Origin of the sequence: Nocardia abscessus NBRC 100374 (assembly GCF_000308455.1) — a bacterium.
GTDB lineage: Bacteria > Actinomycetota > Actinomycetes > Mycobacteriales > Mycobacteriaceae > Nocardia > Nocardia abscessus.
Genome location: NZ_BAFP01000048.1, coordinates 1 through 15672, shown reverse-complemented (window position 1 = coordinate 15672; position 15672 = coordinate 1). Strand labels below are relative to the sequence as shown.

At 70.1% G+C, this 15672-nt stretch carries 16 protein-coding genes; 7 read left to right on the top strand and 9 right to left on the bottom strand.

Annotation, left to right across the window (positions count from 1 at the left end):
• Together ON19_RS10045 and ON19_RS10040 are read left to right on the top strand one after the other, a co-directional pair.
• On the top strand, positions 1-950 hold a 950-nt coding region (locus ON19_RS10045), incomplete at its 5' end, for an AMP-binding protein (RefSeq protein ID WP_043689411.1).
• 205 nt (positions 951-1155) lie between these two features.
• Complete coding sequence (locus tag ON19_RS10040) at positions 1156-1623, top strand: QcrA and Rieske domain-containing protein (protein WP_227954919.1); 468 nt, start codon at positions 1156-1158, stop codon at positions 1621-1623.
• A gap of 15 nt (positions 1624-1638) precedes the next feature.
• On the opposite strand, the gene ON19_RS10035 is transcribed toward ON19_RS10040, so the two are convergent.
• From ON19_RS10035 to ON19_RS10025, 3 genes are all read right to left on the bottom strand, one after another.
• Positions 1639-2106: a VOC family protein gene (locus ON19_RS10035; RefSeq protein WP_043689409.1), complete on the bottom strand. Its 468-nt coding sequence runs from the start codon at positions 2104-2106 to the stop codon at positions 1639-1641.
• 81 nt (positions 2107-2187) lie between these two features.
• Entirely contained in the window at positions 2188-2904 is a 717-nt protein-coding gene (locus ON19_RS10030; RefSeq protein ID WP_043689405.1) for a sensor domain-containing protein, read from the bottom strand.
• Positions 2901-3791 carry a hypothetical protein gene (locus ON19_RS10025; RefSeq protein WP_169334170.1) on the bottom strand — a complete coding sequence of 297 codons (891 nt, stop codon included), beginning with the start codon at positions 3789-3791 and terminating at the stop codon, positions 2901-2903. The genes ON19_RS10030 and ON19_RS10025 overlap by 4 nt, the downstream gene beginning before the upstream one ends.
• 196 nt (positions 3792-3987) lie before the next feature.
• Between ON19_RS10025 and lspA the strand changes: the two genes are divergently transcribed.
• The 3 genes from lspA to ON19_RS10010 are packed head-to-tail and all read left to right on the top strand — an operon-like array spanning position 3988 to position 6168.
• Complete coding sequence (lspA, locus tag ON19_RS10020; RefSeq protein ID WP_051168698.1) at positions 3988-4587, top strand: signal peptidase II; 600 nt, start codon at positions 3988-3990, stop codon at positions 4585-4587.
• A complete protein-coding gene (locus ON19_RS10015) occupies positions 4584-5510 on the top strand; it encodes an RluA family pseudouridine synthase (RefSeq protein WP_043689398.1) in 927 nt (308 codons plus the stop codon). Before lspA ends, ON19_RS10015 begins: the two co-directional genes overlap by 4 nt.
• Positions 5503-6168, top strand: a complete 666-nt coding sequence (locus ON19_RS10010) for a hypothetical protein (protein ID WP_051168697.1) — start codon at positions 5503-5505, stop codon at positions 6166-6168. The genes ON19_RS10015 and ON19_RS10010 overlap by 8 nt, the downstream gene beginning before the upstream one ends.
• Before the next feature lie 16 nt (positions 6169-6184).
• Here the strand turns inward: ON19_RS10010 and ON19_RS10005 are convergent, their stop codons facing one another.
• Both ON19_RS10005 and ON19_RS10000 read right to left on the bottom strand, forming a co-directional pair.
• On the bottom strand, positions 6185-7003 hold the full coding sequence (locus ON19_RS10005) for a PhzF family phenazine biosynthesis protein (protein ID WP_043689396.1): 819 nt from the start codon (positions 7001-7003) through the stop codon (positions 6185-6187).
• An 81-nt stretch (positions 7004-7084) separates the two neighbouring features.
• Positions 7085-9508: a cation-translocating P-type ATPase gene (locus ON19_RS10000; protein ID WP_043689394.1), complete on the bottom strand. Its 2424-nt coding sequence runs from the start codon at positions 9506-9508 to the stop codon at positions 7085-7087.
• A gap of 35 nt (positions 9509-9543) precedes the next feature.
• Between ON19_RS10000 and rarD the strand changes: the two genes are divergently transcribed.
• On the top strand, positions 9544-10473 hold the full coding sequence (gene rarD, locus ON19_RS09995) for an EamA family transporter RarD (RefSeq protein ID WP_043689419.1): 930 nt from the start codon (positions 9544-9546) through the stop codon (positions 10471-10473).
• 243 nt (positions 10474-10716) lie between these two features.
• Here rarD and ON19_RS09990 read toward each other — a convergent pair whose 3' ends face one another.
• Together ON19_RS09990 and ON19_RS09985 are read right to left on the bottom strand one after the other, a co-directional pair.
• A complete protein-coding gene (locus ON19_RS09990) occupies positions 10717-11217 on the bottom strand; it encodes a WKL family lipoprotein (RefSeq protein WP_043689392.1) in 501 nt (166 codons plus the stop codon).
• 195 nt (positions 11218-11412) lie between these two features.
• Complete coding sequence (locus tag ON19_RS09985) at positions 11413-12738, bottom strand: DNA polymerase IV (protein ID WP_372478722.1); 1326 nt, start codon at positions 12736-12738, stop codon at positions 11413-11415.
• A gap of 401 nt (positions 12739-13139) precedes the next feature.
• Between ON19_RS09985 and ON19_RS09980 the strand changes: the two genes are divergently transcribed.
• Positions 13140-14027: a UTP--glucose-1-phosphate uridylyltransferase gene (locus ON19_RS09980; protein ID WP_043689414.1), complete on the top strand. Its 888-nt coding sequence runs from the start codon at positions 13140-13142 to the stop codon at positions 14025-14027.
• A gap of 240 nt (positions 14028-14267) precedes the next feature.
• Here the strand turns inward: ON19_RS09980 and ON19_RS09975 are convergent, their stop codons facing one another.
• The gene (locus ON19_RS09975) at positions 14268-14819 is read right to left on the bottom strand and encodes an NlpC/P60 family protein (protein ID WP_051168696.1); all 552 of its coding nucleotides are present in this window, start codon (positions 14817-14819) and stop codon (positions 14268-14270) included.
• A 429-nt stretch (positions 14820-15248) separates the two neighbouring features.
• Positions 15249-15672: DUF5915 domain-containing protein (locus ON19_RS09970; protein ID WP_043689382.1), on the bottom strand; the 424-nt coding region annotated here is incomplete at its 5' end.

Sequence of the window (15672 nt, the reverse complement as noted above, 5' to 3'; positions counted from 1 at the left end):
CCCCCAACTTTCCCGACGAACACCGCCACTGGCAGATCATCGAAAAATACGGCGTCACCATCTACTACACCGCCCCCACCCTGGTACGCACCTTCATGAAATGGGGCAGAGAAATCCCCGCCGCCCACGACCTGTCCAGCATCCGGCTGCTCGGCTCGGTGGGCGAGCCCATCAACCCCGAAGCCTGGCGCTGGTACCGCGAGGTCATCGGCGGCAATCGCACGCCCATCGTGGACACCTGGTGGCAGACCGAGACCGGCGCCATCATGATCTCCCCGCTACCCGGCGTCACCGCCGCCAAACCCGGCGCAGCCATGACCCCACTGCCCGGCATCTCCGCCCAGGTCGTCGACGAGGAAGGCAAACCGGTGCAACGCGGGGAAACCGAAGCCAACGGCTACCTCGTCCTCGACCAACCCTGGCCGTCCATGCTGCGCGGCATCTGGGGCGACATGCAACGCTACAAAACCACCTACTGGGAGCGCTTCGCCGAACAAGGCTGGTACTTCGCAGGCGACGGCGCCAAACTCGACACCGACGGCGACCTGTGGGTCCTCGGCCGCGTCGACGACGTCATGAACGTCTCCGGCCACCGAATCTCCACCGCCGAAGTCGAATCCGCCCTCGTCGGCCACCACACCGTCGCCGAAGCCGCCGTCGTCGGCGCCACCGACCCCACCACCGGCCAAGGCATCGTCGCCTTCGTCATCCTCACCGCCCAAGCCCACAACACCGGAACCACACTGATCGACGACCTCAAAACCGAAGTCGCCCGCGAAATCAGCCCCATCGCCCGACCCCGAGAAATCCACATCGTCCCCGAACTCCCCAAAACCCGCAGCGGCAAAATCATGCGCCGCCTCCTGCGCGACGTCGCCGAAGGACGCGAACTCGGCGACACCTCCACCCTGGTGGACCCGAAGGTGTTCGAATCGATCGCCCGCGGGTAACCACACCAGAGCGGCGGACCCGGCCACAAAGCAGATGAGGGGGTCCGGGTCCGCCGCAAACTCCTCGGTCCGCGCCGTCGCCGTCCCACGGCACACCTGGTAGCGACGTATGAGCGCACCGGATTGAACCGCGGGGCTGCCCTACTCCGTTGACGAGGCGAAAGCGGCACCGACGCAATGCCGGCCGCGCCTGCGAGGAGATCCGATGAAGCGACCCGACATGACGTTCGACGAACAACTCCATACCCGCCGCGGTGTGGTCATCGCCGGAGCGGGCGTCGCCGCCGCGGCGGCGCTCACCGCCTGCACCACCTACGACAAGGATTCGGCCGCACCCGCGCCGAATCCCGCTCCCGCCGCTCCGGGAGACCGGCCGTCCGACGCGGGCCGGCCCGCGAACGCGCTCGCCGCAACTGCGGACATCCCCGTCGGTGGCGGCGTGATCGTCGGTGACACCGTGGTCACCCAGCCCAGCCCGGGCAGCTTCGTCGGGCTCTCCTCGGTGTGCACACACGCGGGATGCAAGCTCGCCTCGGTGTCCGGCGGCACCATCAACTGTGCCTGCCACGGCAGCAAGTTCGCGCTGGACGGCTCGGTGGCCAAGGGCCCGGCCACCGAACCCCTTTCCCCGAGAAGCATTCGGGTCAACGGTGATTCGGTTTTCGCCGGGTGAATCGAACGGCCGGGTTCAGGCGCCGTCGAACAACTCGGCCATCCGCCGGTCCATCTCGTCGGGCGGCACGTCCTCCACGTGGGTGGCCACCGTCCAGCGGTGGCCCCACGGGTCCTCGAAGGCGCCGCTGCGGTCACCGTAGAACTGCTCGGTCATGGGCGTGAGTTCCCTGGCGCCCGCGGCCAGCGCGGCGGCGAAGGCGGCGTCGGCATTCTCGACGTACACGTACAGGTTGACGGGGGTGCCGCCCACCGTCTTCGGATCGAGGAAATCCATATCGGGCGCGGGATCGCCGATCATGACGACGGAATTGCCGAACATCAGCTCGCAATGCGCGATCTTGCCGCCCGGCCCGGGCATTCGCATGCGCTCGGTGGCGCCGAAGACGTTCTTGTAGAAATCGATCGCCGCCGCCGCGCCGTCGATCGCCAGCCCGGGTGAGACCACCGGATATCCGTCGGGGACGGGTTTGACATCAGACATGGGGAACCTCCGGTCGAGGCTTGTGTCGGACCATGTCGAGCCTATTCCCGCGACCGGCGCACGTGGCCGGATCGTCGGAAATCACGGACCCGCCACACCTCGCAGCCGACGCACCTGAGCGGCGGTGAGCGCGCCGAGCACACCGGGGTCCACCGACTCCGGGGCGGTCACCGCGACCTGCACCAACGTGCTTCCCACCTGGACGATCGCCACCGACGACCCGAGCGTCAGGTCATCGCTGGTGGTGCGCACCTGGAAGGCGGTGCCCGCATCGCCCGCGGGCGGCTGGTCGAGCCCGCCGATGCGGTAGTCCACCGGGATGTCGGAGTCGACGGCGCTGGAATAGTGCGCGCAACGACGCAGAATTTCCTGCACGGCCGAAAATGCGACCCCGGCGGTATCCGGCGAATAACTGGCCGCGTCGATATCGATGCTGGAGAAATTCGGTCCCGCGAATTGCGTGGATGCCTGCGCGAGCGCGCCGGTGCGTTGCGTACCGAGCGGGGCGAGCACCTTCCCGCATTCCGCCGGATTCGTCGGCGAGGCGCCGATAGCGCCCCCTTCGTCGGCGGCCGGCGGGAGCGCGGTAAAACCCGCGGGTAGGTCGGCGTCGCCGAGCAAGCGATCGCGCAGCCGTGCGGAATCGGTCTCGGGGCCCGTGGTCACCGGGGCCGCGGCCACCACGGGCCCCAGCGTCGGAAGCTCGGGCGGTCCGGCCGCCGCGCGGTCCTGCGAGCCGCATCCGGCGACGACCACGAGGGGCGCGAGCGCCGCCACCAGGCCGCGAGCACGGATCATTCGGTCCACGACACCTGCGTATCGATCGTCTGCCGCAGCGTGCTGCCGCTGTTCGGGTCGCGGTAGGCCTGATGACCGCCGACGGTGATGGACCCGGCCACGGGCAGCGGCAATCCGAGGTCCACCGTGATGGTGCCCGCGCCCTGCATCACGTAGTCCCGGATGTCCAGGGTGCCCGCGTTGTTCGGGAGGTTCCACACCGGCGACTTGGGCTTCTGGGTGACGTGCAGTTCGATGGTGAGCCGGTCCCCCTCGCGCCTGCTCAGCGTCGCGGTGGTCACCTGGTCGAGCAGCACGCCGCCGGTGACCTCCTGGCGCACCGTCCACACCGCGCCCTCGCCGACGGGCTCGTCCGGAAAGGCGATCGAGCGATAGACGGCCTGATAGAACGCTTGCTCGAGCGCAGCGCGAGCGGTGTTGGACGCGTCCGGAGCCGGCTCGAGCCGCAGTGCGGTGATCGTGCCCAGCTCGCTGAGATCGAAGCCCGCGTGCGAGCCGCCGATCTTGGTCAGCGCCTTGGCCAGCGTCGGGTCCGGCGAGGTGACCGTGCCGAGAGTCAGATCGATGCCCTCCGCGGTTGTCTGCGCGGTCATCGGAATGGTCAGCGCCGGGGTGGAGAAGTCGCGCTTCGGCTGCTCGTCGATCTGCTGTTCGATGTGGTGCGCGGTGTACAGCGTGACCCGCTGCACGGTGCCCGCCGGATACTCCGGCCGCAGCAGCGACCTCGGCTCGGCACCGGCCGATTCGACCGTGGCCACCGCGGCCGCGATCGGCACCGTCACTTCCTTGCCGATTCCCAGCGGCTCGGTTCCGTCGGGTTCGCCGAGCGATTCGGCGCCGTCGCCGCAACCGACACCGAACGCCGAGAGCCCGACCGCGAGCACCATGAGCAGCACACCCGAGCGCGCGATCCGAGGAAGGTGGGGGGAAGACAACACCGTCACGTGCAACAGGGTACGACCGCTTCCTGAGCGTGGGCTGGGACAGGCGGGTGCGCGCCGGTCGGCGTGCCGCGCGAGCCCGACCGGCCGCGCCGGTCGCGGCAATCGGACGGCGCGCACCGGGAGTGATCGCGCTCGAGAGATGATGGTCGGCGTGAGTGACGACCCGCCGCCCGAGGAAAGCCCAGCGAACACCGCCGATCCGACGACGTCGTCGGCTCCACCACAGCGCTTGCGGACGCTGCTCGTCCTCGCCGCGGTCGTGCTCGGCCTGGATCTGCTCACCAAGACCATCGCGGTCGCCAACCTGACACCGGGCGATCCGGTGCCGATCATCGGGGATTTCGCGCGCCTGAGCCTGGTGCGCAATCCGGGCGCGGCGTTCTCCATGGCCACCGGCATGACCTGGTTGCTGACCCTGGTGGCCGCCGCCGTCGTCGTCGGTGTGGTGCGCATCGGCCGCACACTGCGCTCGGTGGGGTGGGCCATCGGACTGGGCTTGGTACTCGGCGGCGCGCTCGGCAACCTGATGGACCGGCTGTTCCGTGCGCCCGGCCCGCTCCAGGGACACGTGGTGGATTTCGTCGCGGTGGGCTGGTGGCCGGTGTTCAACGTCGCCGACTCGGCCATCGTGTGCGGGGCGATCCTGTTGGTGGTGCTGACCGTGTTGGGTTTCGAACCGAACGGCACCCGGGTGGGCCACGGCAAACCCGGCGCAGCGAGCGAGGGCAGCGCGGCATGAGGGAGACCAGGACCATGCCCGTCCCCGACGGGCTCGACGGTATGCGCGTAGACGCGGGCCTGGCCCGGCTGCTCGGCCTGTCCCGCACCGCGGTGGCCGCGCTCGCCGAGGAAGGCTCGGTGCAGCTCGACGGCCTCGCCGCGGGCAAATCCGACCGGCTCACCGCGGGCGCCTGGCTCGAGGTGGTCTTCCCCGAGCCGAAGCGGGAACTGACCATCGAGGCCGAGCCGGTGGAGGGCATGAAGATCCTCTACGCCGACGACGACATCGTCGCGGTCGACAAACCGGTCGGCGTGGCCGCGCACACCGGCGTCGGCTGGAGCGGGCCGACCGTCGTGGGCGGGCTCGCCGCGGCCGGATACCGCATCTCCACCTCGGGCGCCCACGAACGGCAGGGCATCGTGCACCGCCTCGACGTCGGCACCTCCGGAGTGATGGTGGTGGCGCAGTCCGAGCACGCGTACACGGTGCTCAAGCGCGCGTTCAAGCAGCGCACCGTCGACAAGCGGTATCACGCGCTGGTGCAGGGGCATCCGGACCCGAGCAGCGGCACCATCGACGCCCCGATCGGCCGGGCCCGCGGCAACGACTGGAAGTTCGCGGTCACCGCCGACGGTCGCCCGAGCATCACGCACTACGACACGGTCGAGGCGTTCCAATCGGCCAGCCTGCTGGACATCCACCTGGAGACCGGGCGCACCCATCAGATCCGGGTGCATTTCTCCGCGATCCGCCACCCCTGCTGCGGCGATCTCACCTACGGCGCGGACCCGCGCCTGGCCGAGCGGCTCGGACTGCAACGCCAGTGGTTGCACGCCCGGGCGCTGGGTTTCCAGCATCCCGCGGACGGCCGCTACCTGGAGATCACCAGCGAGTACCCGGACGACCTGAAACACGCGCTGGACGTCCTGCGCGATGCCTGACCGCCGGGTGCCGCCGTGGCGCCGGGTCCTTCTCGGCGCGGCGGCGGTCGCCCTGGTCGCGTTGGTCTTCGCGCTCGGGGCGCTGAATCCGCCGTACCGAGCCCCGGTGTCCACCGACCGGCTGGGACCCGACCGGGGCGAGCAGGTCGCGGATTACCTTGCCCGGTCCGGTGATTCGCTGAACGCGCGGGACGACGAACAGCGTTGGGCGCTGGTGTCGTTCACCGAACCCTTGGTCCCCGAACGGATTCCCGCGCACAGCGGCGGATTGCGCATCGCCCAGGCGCTCTACCAGGTGCCGATTCCCCGCGTGCAGACGCCGCTGGTCGTCGTGCCGGTCCCGGAAGGGGTTGCCGCGGCGGTGGATTCGGCGCCGTACGCGGCCTGGCTGCTTCCGCGACCCGCCGACGACCGCTCCGCGCGGGTGGTCGAGGTCTCCGCCGCACGACTGCGGGGCGGCTGCGCCTGCGTCGTCGGGCTCGTCGTGCGAGGTACCCCGGCGCAACTGCGGAACCTGGCCGTCCAGAACGGTATCCGCGCGGTCCAGGCGCTCCCCGCCGACGCCGTGGCGGGCAGCTTCGCGGTGGTGCCGCTGCTGCCCGACTATCGCGACGTCGTCCTGCCGGGCCCCGACGACGGGCCTGTCCCGGAGCCGTGAGCGTCGCCGGTCGGTGTCAATCCGGCAGGGTGACGACTCCATCGAGGTAGCGGCGGCATCGTCCGAACAGGAGCACCCGGTCGCCGGTCAGTTCACACCGCAAGCTTCCGCCGCGGCGCGAGAGCTGCCTGGCCCGCAGTTCGGTGCGGCCGAGTCGCTCGCTCCACAGCGGAACCAGCTGAGCGTGCGCGGAGCCCGTGACCGGATCCTCCGGGACGCCCACGCCAGGGGCGAAGAACCGGGAGACGAAGTCGACCGAGTCGCCGGGCGCGGTGACGATTGTGCCGCGCGGCAGCGCGGGGAACGCCGACAGCACCGGCGCGACATCGCGCACCTCCTGTTCGGTCGCCACGACGAGCACCTCGTCGGTGCCGGAATACGCGCGCACCGGGCGCACCCCGAGCGCCGCGACGAGCGCCGGATCGGGCTGCACCGGAATGCTCGGCACGGCCGGCAGATCGAGGACGAACTCGTCGTCGTCGGTGCGGTCGACGTGCAGCCAGCCGCTGCGGGTGTAGAAACTCACCCGGTCCTCGCCGGGGTGCATGTCGACCAGGATCTGCGCGGCGCTGGCCAGGGTGGCGTGCCCGCAGAGGGCCACCTCCACTCTCGGTGTGAACCACCGGAGGTGAAAAGCGGGCCACTCGCCCGGCGGCACGCCCGCCTCGGGAGGTAATTGCGACGTATAGAACGCGGTCTCGGCGAGGTTGTTCTCCTCGGCCAGCTGTTGCAGCAACGCATCCGGCAGCCACGACGGGAGCGGCATCACCGCGGCCGGGTTGCCCGAGAACGGTGCGTCGGCGAACGCGTCGATCTGGTGCAGCAGTACCTCCATAATCTCCAGAAGGTACTCCAACCCTGAATGGTCGCCTCGCACAAGGCTTCTCGTGGCGCGCCGAGTCAGGCGTCCAGTCTGTCAGGCGCCCCCGCCGGGGGAGCTCGGCAACAGTTGCCGCTCGTCTCCGCGCAGCGCCGCGCTGACCCACCAGACGGCCTCCACGAGCACGATGCCGACCAGGCCGCAGACCACCGCCGCACCGGTGAGCGCGAGGTTGGAGGGGTCGAGTTTGAAGAACTCGCGGGTGAACGGAACGGTGAACAAGAAGACGTACGCCGCCACCGACACCGCGATCAGCACCACCTTCCACCAGACGTACGGCCGGGCGACGATGGCCAGCACCCACACCGCGATCATGATCAGCGTGATGAGGGCGGTGGTGCCCGCCTGTACCTTCTGCTCCTCACCGGCGTTCGGCCCGGCATAGGCGATCAGGTACGCGACGAAGGTGGCCACCCCGATCACCACCCCCGACGGGATGGCCAACCGCATGACCCGCCCGACGAACCCCGTGCGGGCGCGCTCGTTGTTGGGCGCGAGCGAGAGGATGAACGCCGGAATGCCGATGGTGAACCACGCCGCGATCGTGACGTGGCGCGGCAGGAACGGGTAGCCGATCGGGTCGTAACCGAAGATCTGGGAGCCGACCCCGGCAGCGCCGATCAGAAAGGCGAGCAGCACGGAATAGACGGTCTTGGTGAGGAACAGGTTCGACACCCGCTCGATGTTGCCGATCACCCGGCGCCCCTCGCCGACCACGTACGGCAGCGTGGCGAACTTGTTGTCCAGCAGGACGATCTGCGCCACCGCCCTGGTCGCCGGGCTGCCCGCGCCCATGGCCACGCCGATGTCCGAATCCTTCAACGCGAGAACGTCGTTCACTCCGTCGCCGGTCATCGCCACGGTGTGGCCGCGCGATTGCAGGGCCGACACCATGGCGCGCTTCTGGTCCGGACGGACGCGGCCGAAGGTGGTGTTGCGATCCAGCACGTCGGCCAGTCCGTCGCGGTCCTCCGGCAGCTCCCGCGCGTCGATCGGACGGTCGCCGCCAGGCAGGTCCAGCGAGGAGGCCACCGCGCCGACCGACACGGCGTTGTCGCCGGAGATGACCTTGATCGAGACGTCCTGGCTCGCGAAGTAGTCGAGCGTGTCGCGGGCGTCGGGCCGGACCTTCTGCTCCAGCACCACCAGGGCGGCGGGCCGTACCACGCCCGGCGCGTCCGGCGCGTCCACCGGACGGTCGCCGCGGGCCAGCAGCAGGACGCGCAGACCGGAGGCGCCGAGTTCCTCCGCGATGCGCGCCTCCGCGGAGCTCGGGTCGAGCAGCACGTCCGGCGCGCCGAGCAGCCAGTCGCCGCGCTCGCCATAGGAGCAGCCGCTCCATTTCTTGGCCGAGGAGAACGGCGCGACGGCGGTGCGTTGCCAGCCGGGACCGTCCGGCAGCTCCTCGGCGATCGCCTGCACGCTCGAGTTGGGCCGCGGATCGTCGGCGGCGAGGGCGGCCAGCGCGGTGCGGACCTCGCCGTCGTCGAAGCTCGCCAACGTCTTGATGTCCGACAGCCGCATGCCGTTCTCGGTGAGCGTGCCGGTCTTGTCCGCGCACACCACGTCGACGCGGGCCAGCCCCTCGATCGCGGGCAACTCCTGGACCAGGCACTGCCGCCGCCCGAGCCGCACCACGCCCACCGCGAACGCGATCGACGTCATCAGCACCAGTCCCTCGGGCACCATCGGCACCAGCGCCGCCACCATGCCGGTGACCGCGGGCCGCCAGGTCTCCTCGCTGGAGACCAGCTGGTTGTAGATGCTCAGCAGGCCCGCGGGAATGAGCAGGTAGGTGATGAACTTCAGGATCTTGTCGATGCCGCTGCGCAGTTCGGAGTGCACCAGGGTGAACTTGCTCGCCTCCTCGGCCAGCCGCGCCGCGTAGGCGTCCCGGCCGACCTTGGTGGCGCGGTAGGCGCCGGACCCGGAGACCACGTAGCTGCCCGACATCACCGTGGCGCCGATCGCCTTATCGATCGGATCGGCCTCGCCGGTGAGCAAGGACTCGTCCACCTCCAGCTGGGCGGACTCCTCGACCGTGCCGTCCACCACGATCTGGTCGCCGGGACCGAGTTCGATCAGGTCGTCGAGCACGACCTCGTGCGGTGCGACCTCGACGGCCGTGCCGTCGCGGCGGACGGTCGGCTTGGCCTGGCTGACGATGGCCAACCGGTCCAGGGTGCGCTTGGCGCGGATCTCCTGGATGATGCCGACCGCGCTGTTGGCGACGATCAGCAGGCCGAACATGCCGTCGATGATCGATCCCGTCGCCAGCACCAGGAGGAAAAGGACGCCGAGGATGGCGTTGATCCTGGTGAAGACGTTCGCGCGCACGATGTCGCGGACCGAGCGGCTCGCGCGATCCGGGACATCGTTGGTCCGCCCGTCACGGCGACGTTGCTCGACCTCTGCGGCGGTGAGTCCGGCGGCGACAGAGGCCTGCAGGGTAATCGACATGACCGCAAGGCTACGTGACAACTACGTTCGTCTTCGTGCGGCGAAGCAGGTCCATCCCCGGTGTGACGTTCGGAACGAGCGCGTACTTCCTGTGGGGACTGTTCCCCGCGTTCTTCGGTTTGCTGGCGTTCGCGAGCCCGGGTGAGGTGGTGGCTCAGCGGATCGTCTGGACGCTGGTCGTCGTGCTCGCGGTGCTCGCCGTGAGCGGGCGCCTACGCGAGTTGCGCGGCATCGGCGGCCGCGTCTGGCGCCTGGCTGCCGTCGCCTCCGCCGCGATCGCGCTCAACTGGGGCGTGTACGTCTACGGCGTCATCTCGGGTCACGTCGTGGAGTGCGCGCTCGGCTACTTCATCAACCCCTTGGTCACCGTCGCGTTCGGCGTGGTGATCTTCCGCGAGCGGCTGACCAGGGCCCAGTGGGCCGCGCTCACGCTCGGCGCTACCGCGGTGGCCGTGCTCACGCTCGACTACGGCAGGCCGCCGGTCATCGCCCTGGCCTTGGCGTGCTCCTTCGCCACCTACGGTCTGGTGAAGAAAGTGATCCCGTTGGACGCGTTGCGCGGCATCGCCGCCGAGGGCATCGTCGCCGTGCCGTTCGCGCTGGCCTTCGCGATCGGGCTCGCGGTCACCGGGCACAGCGAATTCACTTCCAGCCCCGCGCACACCGCGCTGATGGCGGCCACCGGACCGGTCACCCTCGTTCCGCTGCTGCTGTTCGCGGTGGCGGCCCAGCGGGTCGCGCTGTCCACCATGGGCCTGCTGCAGTACCTCACGCCCGCGCTCCAGATGGCCTGGGGCGTCGCCGTCGCGCACGAGCCGATGCCCGCCTCCCGGTGGGCCGGTTTCGCCCTGATCTGGGCCGCGCTGGCGATCTTCACCACCGACGCGCTGCTACGAACCCGGCGCGCACGGCGCGCATCGCAGGCCGAGCCGCTGTCGCCCACGCCCGACAGCCTCTCCGGCTAGGCATGCCGCCCGGACAGTCGGTTATGAAGGCAGCGCGACCCCGTCGGCCCCCTGGCCCAGGCTCGCTACGGCGACGGAGTACGGCGACCTGTACGCGTCTGCCACGGCGACCTGCGCGATCCCGCAAGCGCGGCGCACCTCACGGCAACGCGACCCGCCGGACACGACGGGACGTTTCGTGCGACGAAGACGGGCCGGTCGCCGAGACGAATCCCGGCGACCGGCCCGACCGGTCGTGCGAAATCAGCTGCAGGCCGCCGACTGCTGGCCGAGGTTGGTCAGCATGGTGCAGGCCCACGCCTTCTGGATCTTCCACTTGCCGTTGTCGGCGACGAACGGCACGTCGACGATGTTCTCCTGGCCGTTGAGGATGAACTTGGCCTTCGCGTTCACACTGTCGCCGAACGAGGTGACGTCGGTGACCTCGATCTTCACGTCGGCGCCCGCCGCGGCCTGGGACAGGCGGTCCGGCAGCGTCGGATCGGCCTCGGCGCCCTGGACGTTGTCCAGCTTCTCGGAGGGGGGCACCGACGGGTCCAGCGCACGGGCGAGGGCGGTGTTCAGCTCCGCGGGGGTCGGGACCGGCGGCAGGTTCGCGCTCGCGGTGGCCGACGCCTTGGCGCTGGTCGACGTCTTGGCGGCGGGCTTGCTGTCCTTGTCGTCGCCACCACAGGCGGTCAGGCCAAGCGCGGCGACGATGGCCAGTCCGGCGATCGCGATGCGTCCAGTCTTACGAAGCTTCAACTGCTCGTCCTTTGCGTTCGAGAGATGCGTGTCGGTTCCACCGTGGCAGCCGCCACCCGAACCGGCGGCGCTGCACGAGGTCCCAGGCTACCGGCACCGGGCGGCGCCGCCCGGATCCACACGGAACCGACGAATGTCGTCGGCAGCGAACGTACGCGTCGGGCGGGGGTATGTCGAGCCGTCGGCACGGCTGCGTCAGAGCAGACTGTCCAGCGGATCGGCCCGGGTGAGCGCGGCGTCGTCGGCGGCGAAGGTGCGCGCGGGACCCGGACCGGTGGAACGGGTTTCGAAGCGGACGGTCACGACACCGTGCCCGGCGCCCTGCACCCAGCCGTGGCCGTGCTCGGGATGTGTCACGTCCATGCCGGGATGCCAGTAGGCGACGGGAAGCGCGGGCGCGGCGGTGTGCGAGGCCTCGCCGAGGTCGGCGCGCGCCGGTTCCGGCTCCGGCTCCGGTTCGGTGCTCGCGGCGGCCGGGCCGCGATCGAGTTCGGGGAACAGCGACTCCTGGCGGACTGTGGACAGGCCGCCGTAGCCGACCCCGACGAGCCGGATCGGTCCGAGTTCCCTCGGGTCGAGCGCCGACCGCTGCGCGGCGGCCGCGAGCGTGGCCAGGTCCTCGGTGGCGTAGGGCAGAGTGAAGGAACGGGTGACGATGCTCATATCGGATTTCCTCAGTTTGAGCACCACCGTGCGGGCCGCCCGGCCGTCACCGGTCAGGCGGCGGTGCGCCGCGGCGGCCATGTCCTCGATGGCCGGGCGGAGCTGGTCGAGGCTGACGATGTCGGTCTCGTACGTGGTCTCGGCACTGATCTGTTTCGCCTCGGTGCGTTCGGCGACCGGGCGGTCATCGATGCCGCGAGCCAGCCGGTGCAGCGCCGCGCCCACGCTGCCGCCGAGGATCGACATCGCCTCCGATTCCGGCAGGGCGGCGAAGGCGCCGACGGTCTCGATGCCGAGGGAGCGCAACCTGCTCTCCGCGACCGGCCCGATCCCCCACAGCTTGCGCACCGGGAGACCCGCGAGCAGACGGGGCTGCTCGACCGGCGAGACGACCCGGATTCCATCGGGTTTGGCCAAGCCGGAGGCGATCTTCGCCAGTTGCTTTCCGGTTCCCGCGCCCACCGAAGCGGTCAGACCGGTCCGTTCCCGCACCACAGCGCGCAATTCTTCGCAGAACGCGTACACCTGCGCCACCGTCGCGCCGGCCAGTTCGGCCGGTTCGCCGAACGCCTCGTCGAACGACAGCGTCTCCAGCACCGGGATCCGGCCGCGCAGCGCGTCGAAGACCTGGCCGCTCACCACGCCGTAGACCGCCCCGCGCGGCGGCACCACCACCGCTCCGACGCCGACCAGCCTGCGCGCCTGATGCATCGGCATCGCCGACCGGGCGCCGTACACCCGCGCTTCGTAACTGGCTCCGGCCACCACGCCGCGCCCGCCGGTCCCTCCGACCAGCACCGGCCTGCCGCGCAACGTCGGCCGGGTCAACTGCTCGACCGAAGCGAAGAACGCGTCCATATCGATGTGCAGCACCCAGCGCCGGGCGGCGCTGTCGGCGTCGGCGAGGGCGGGAGGATGCTGCCTGCTCACCGGGATGTCGCCGTGCGGGCCGATCCCGGTCGCCGACGCGGGCGCGCTCTCGACGCTCGGCTTCTCGGTACGCACGGCTGCAATGTACGCCCGTCCACCGACAGCCCGGGGCAGGCGTGACGCTGCCCGGTGGCTGTGCGCTAGCTGTCGGTTCCCTGCCGGTGTCGGCGCCCGCCGCGTCCGGTCCCCGAAGCGCCTTCCGGTCCGCCTCGGTGGCCTTGATCTGCCCTTTTCCGCGCCGGGCCGTGTACTGGACAGTCCTGAAACACCCGCCGACGTACCGCGGGGACGAAGCGGGACTGGCGGTCCGATATGTGATGATCGGACTCATGAATATCCGCAAGGCCGTCATCCCGGCCGCTGGTATCGGCTCCCGGTTGCTTCCGCTGACCAAGGCCATCCCCAAGGAGATGCTGCCGGTCGGTGACAAGCCGGTGATCGAGCACACCGTCCGCGAGCTGGTCGCTTCGGGCATCACCGACATCACCATCGTGGTCAGCGGCGGAAAATCATTGATCCAGGACCACTTCCGTCCCAACCCCGCGCTGGTGGACCAGTTGCGCGCGGACGGCAAGACCGCCTTCGCCGACGCGGTCGAGGAAGTGGGCGAGCTGTCCCGGCTCGGCCACATCACCTACCTCGACCAGCACGGGCCCTACGGCAACGGCACCCCGGTACTCAACGCCGCCCGCAATCTCGGTGACGAGCCGATGCTGGTGCTGTGGCCGGACGACGTGTTCGTCGCCGAGGTGCCGCGCGCCCAGCAACTCATCGACGCCTACGAGGCCACCGGAGCTCCCGTCCTCGCGCTGATGCCGATGGACCCGTCCGAGTCGCAGCGCTACGGCGTGCCGGTGGTGGCCGACGACCACGGCAACGGCCTGCTGCGCATCACCGGACTGCGGGAGAAGCCGAAGCCGAAGGACGCGCCCTCGTCCTTCGCCGCGATCGGCGGCTACGTCGTCACGCCCGGCATCATCGAGGAGCTGCGCACGCAGACCGAAGCGTGGTACGAGCACCGCACCGGCGAGGTGTACCTCACCGACGCGATCAACGTGCACGCGGCCGCCAATCCGGTTTTCGGCCAGGTGATCCGCGGCCGGTGGTACGACACCGGCAACCCGGCCGACTACCTGGTCGCGCAGTTCGCCTCGGCTCTGGCGCATCCGCAGTACAGTCCGCTGCTGCGCACCCTCGCCGAGGACCTCGGCGACTGACCGAAACCGGGGTCACGCACCTCGTCTGATAGCGCATCGCTATGCTGATGCCGCTCATGATCGGCGGCGCCGAGCGCACTTCTCGATGCCGATCGGGAGCTCGCAGTTTCTCCCCGTTCCCGTTCGAGCAGAAGTGCGTTCGGCGCCACCGCGGCCCCGACCGGGTGCACGGATCGGGGCCGCTGCCATCGTGATCGAGTCACGCCGTCGCGCACCGGCACTTCCCCGGCCGGTGCGCGCTCAGAAGCGACGGATGGCGTAGATGTCGAATTCGGTCAGTGGGGTGAACCCGACCGGAACACCCCAGTCGTACGCGTTGAGCACTTGTCCGCCACCCGCGTACAGGCCGACGTGCGAGCCGTCGCTGTTCAGCACGACCACGTCGCCGGGCGACAGGGCGGCCCGCGGAACGGGCGTGCCCGCCTTGGCCTGCTGCCAGGTGGTCCGCGGAATGCTCACTCCGACCTGGCGGTACGCCCACTGCACGAGACCCGAGCAGTCCCAGCTGGAGGGCCCGGTCCCGCCCCATTCGTAGGGCTTGCCGATCTGCGTCGTCGCCGCGGCCAGCGCGCCGAGGCCGAACACACTGGGCACCGGCAGGGCGGCCGAGCCGCTGGCGCTGCCGGATTCACTGCCGGGACCGCTGCCCGAGGCCGAACCGGAGGAGGCGCTGCCCGGCCCGCTGCCGGAGGCGCTGCCGGTGTCGGCCCAGGTGGGTCCGGCGAGCACGGGGATGGCGACGATCGATAGCAGGAATCCGAGCGCGATGCGGTACAACGATTTTCTCGGCACGTACTCGCCCCTTCCATGGGCGCGGTTGACTGGCCACCGATCGGCGGCCTGGCTAACACATGGCATCAGCAGCGGTCACCGATGTGAAACCGCGGCTACCCGCGCCGGACGCGTTACCGGCACGGCCGATTTCCCAAGTAAGACATGCCAGAAAGAGGAACTGCCGCCCCCAGAAATCACCTGGGCAACAGCAGCGACATCGCAGATTGTGCCTGGGATTTCGGCGAATTGTCGGGAATCAGCAAATTCTCAGCGTGTGATCTACATCACTACACTGGGTGCCGTTGACGCTATCGGGAAGTGAGTTCGACCGACGACATCGAGTGGACCGGTTCGGCGGCCGCAAACCATGCGGCGCGGTGGCCACTCGGAAACAGCAGCCGGGGCGGGACCTTTCGGTCCCGCCCCGGCTCGCTCGGTATCCGGCGCTCAGGCCTTGGTGATCCTCGCCCGCACGCCGCCGACCAGATCGGCGGCCTCCGGACCCGCGTCGCCGAAGGTCAGCGTGGTGGCGAGGATTTCGCCCGCGATCAGGTCGCGATGGGTCTCGGCCCACGCGGCCCGGTCCGCGGGCACCTCCAGCACCACGGTGATGCGGTCGGAGACGTCCAGCCCGGCGGACTTCCTGGTCTCCTGGAGGTCGCGGATCAGGTCCCGCGCCCAGCCCTCGGCCTCCAGTTCCTCGGTGACCACCGAATTCAGCACCACGAGACCCGCGTTACCGGGCAGCGCCGCGGTCGACTCGGGTTCGGCGGCGACCAGGCGCTGGGTGTACTCCTCGGGCAGCAGGGCGATTCCGGCCGCCCGGACGGTGCCGTCGGCGTCCTCGGACCACTCCCCGGCCTTCACCGCC

Excerpts from the sequence above, each read along its gene's own strand:
- ON19_RS10040 (WP_227954919.1), top strand. The coding sequence starts at position 1,156 with ATGAAGCGACCCGACATGACGTTCGACGAACAACTCCATACCCGCCGC.
- ON19_RS10035 (WP_043689409.1), bottom strand. The coding sequence starts at position 2,106 with ATGTCTGATGTCAAACCCGTCCCCGACGGATATCCGGTGGTCTCACCC.
- ON19_RS10030 (WP_043689405.1), bottom strand. The coding sequence starts at position 2,904 with ATGATCCGTGCTCGCGGCCTGGTGGCGGCGCTCGCGCCCCTCGTGGTC.
- ON19_RS10025 (WP_169334170.1), bottom strand. The coding sequence starts at position 3,791 with ATGGTGCTCGCGGTCGGGCTCTCGGCGTTCGGTGTCGGTTGCGGCGAC.
- lspA (WP_051168698.1), top strand. The coding sequence starts at position 3,988 with ATGATGGTCGGCGTGAGTGACGACCCGCCGCCCGAGGAAAGCCCAGCG.
- ON19_RS10015 (WP_043689398.1), top strand. The coding sequence starts at position 4,584 with ATGAGGGAGACCAGGACCATGCCCGTCCCCGACGGGCTCGACGGTATG.
- ON19_RS10010 (WP_051168697.1), top strand. The coding sequence starts at position 5,503 with ATGCCTGACCGCCGGGTGCCGCCGTGGCGCCGGGTCCTTCTCGGCGCG.
- ON19_RS10005 (WP_043689396.1), bottom strand. The coding sequence starts at position 7,003 with ATGGAGGTACTGCTGCACCAGATCGACGCGTTCGCCGACGCACCGTTC.
- ON19_RS10000 (WP_043689394.1), bottom strand. The coding sequence starts at position 9,508 with ATGTCGATTACCCTGCAGGCCTCTGTCGCCGCCGGACTCACCGCCGCA.
- ON19_RS09985 (WP_372478722.1), bottom strand. The coding sequence starts at position 12,738 with ATGGACGCGTTCTTCGCTTCGGTCGAGCAGTTGACCCGGCCGACGTTG.
- ON19_RS09980 (WP_043689414.1), top strand. The coding sequence starts at position 13,140 with ATGAATATCCGCAAGGCCGTCATCCCGGCCGCTGGTATCGGCTCCCGG.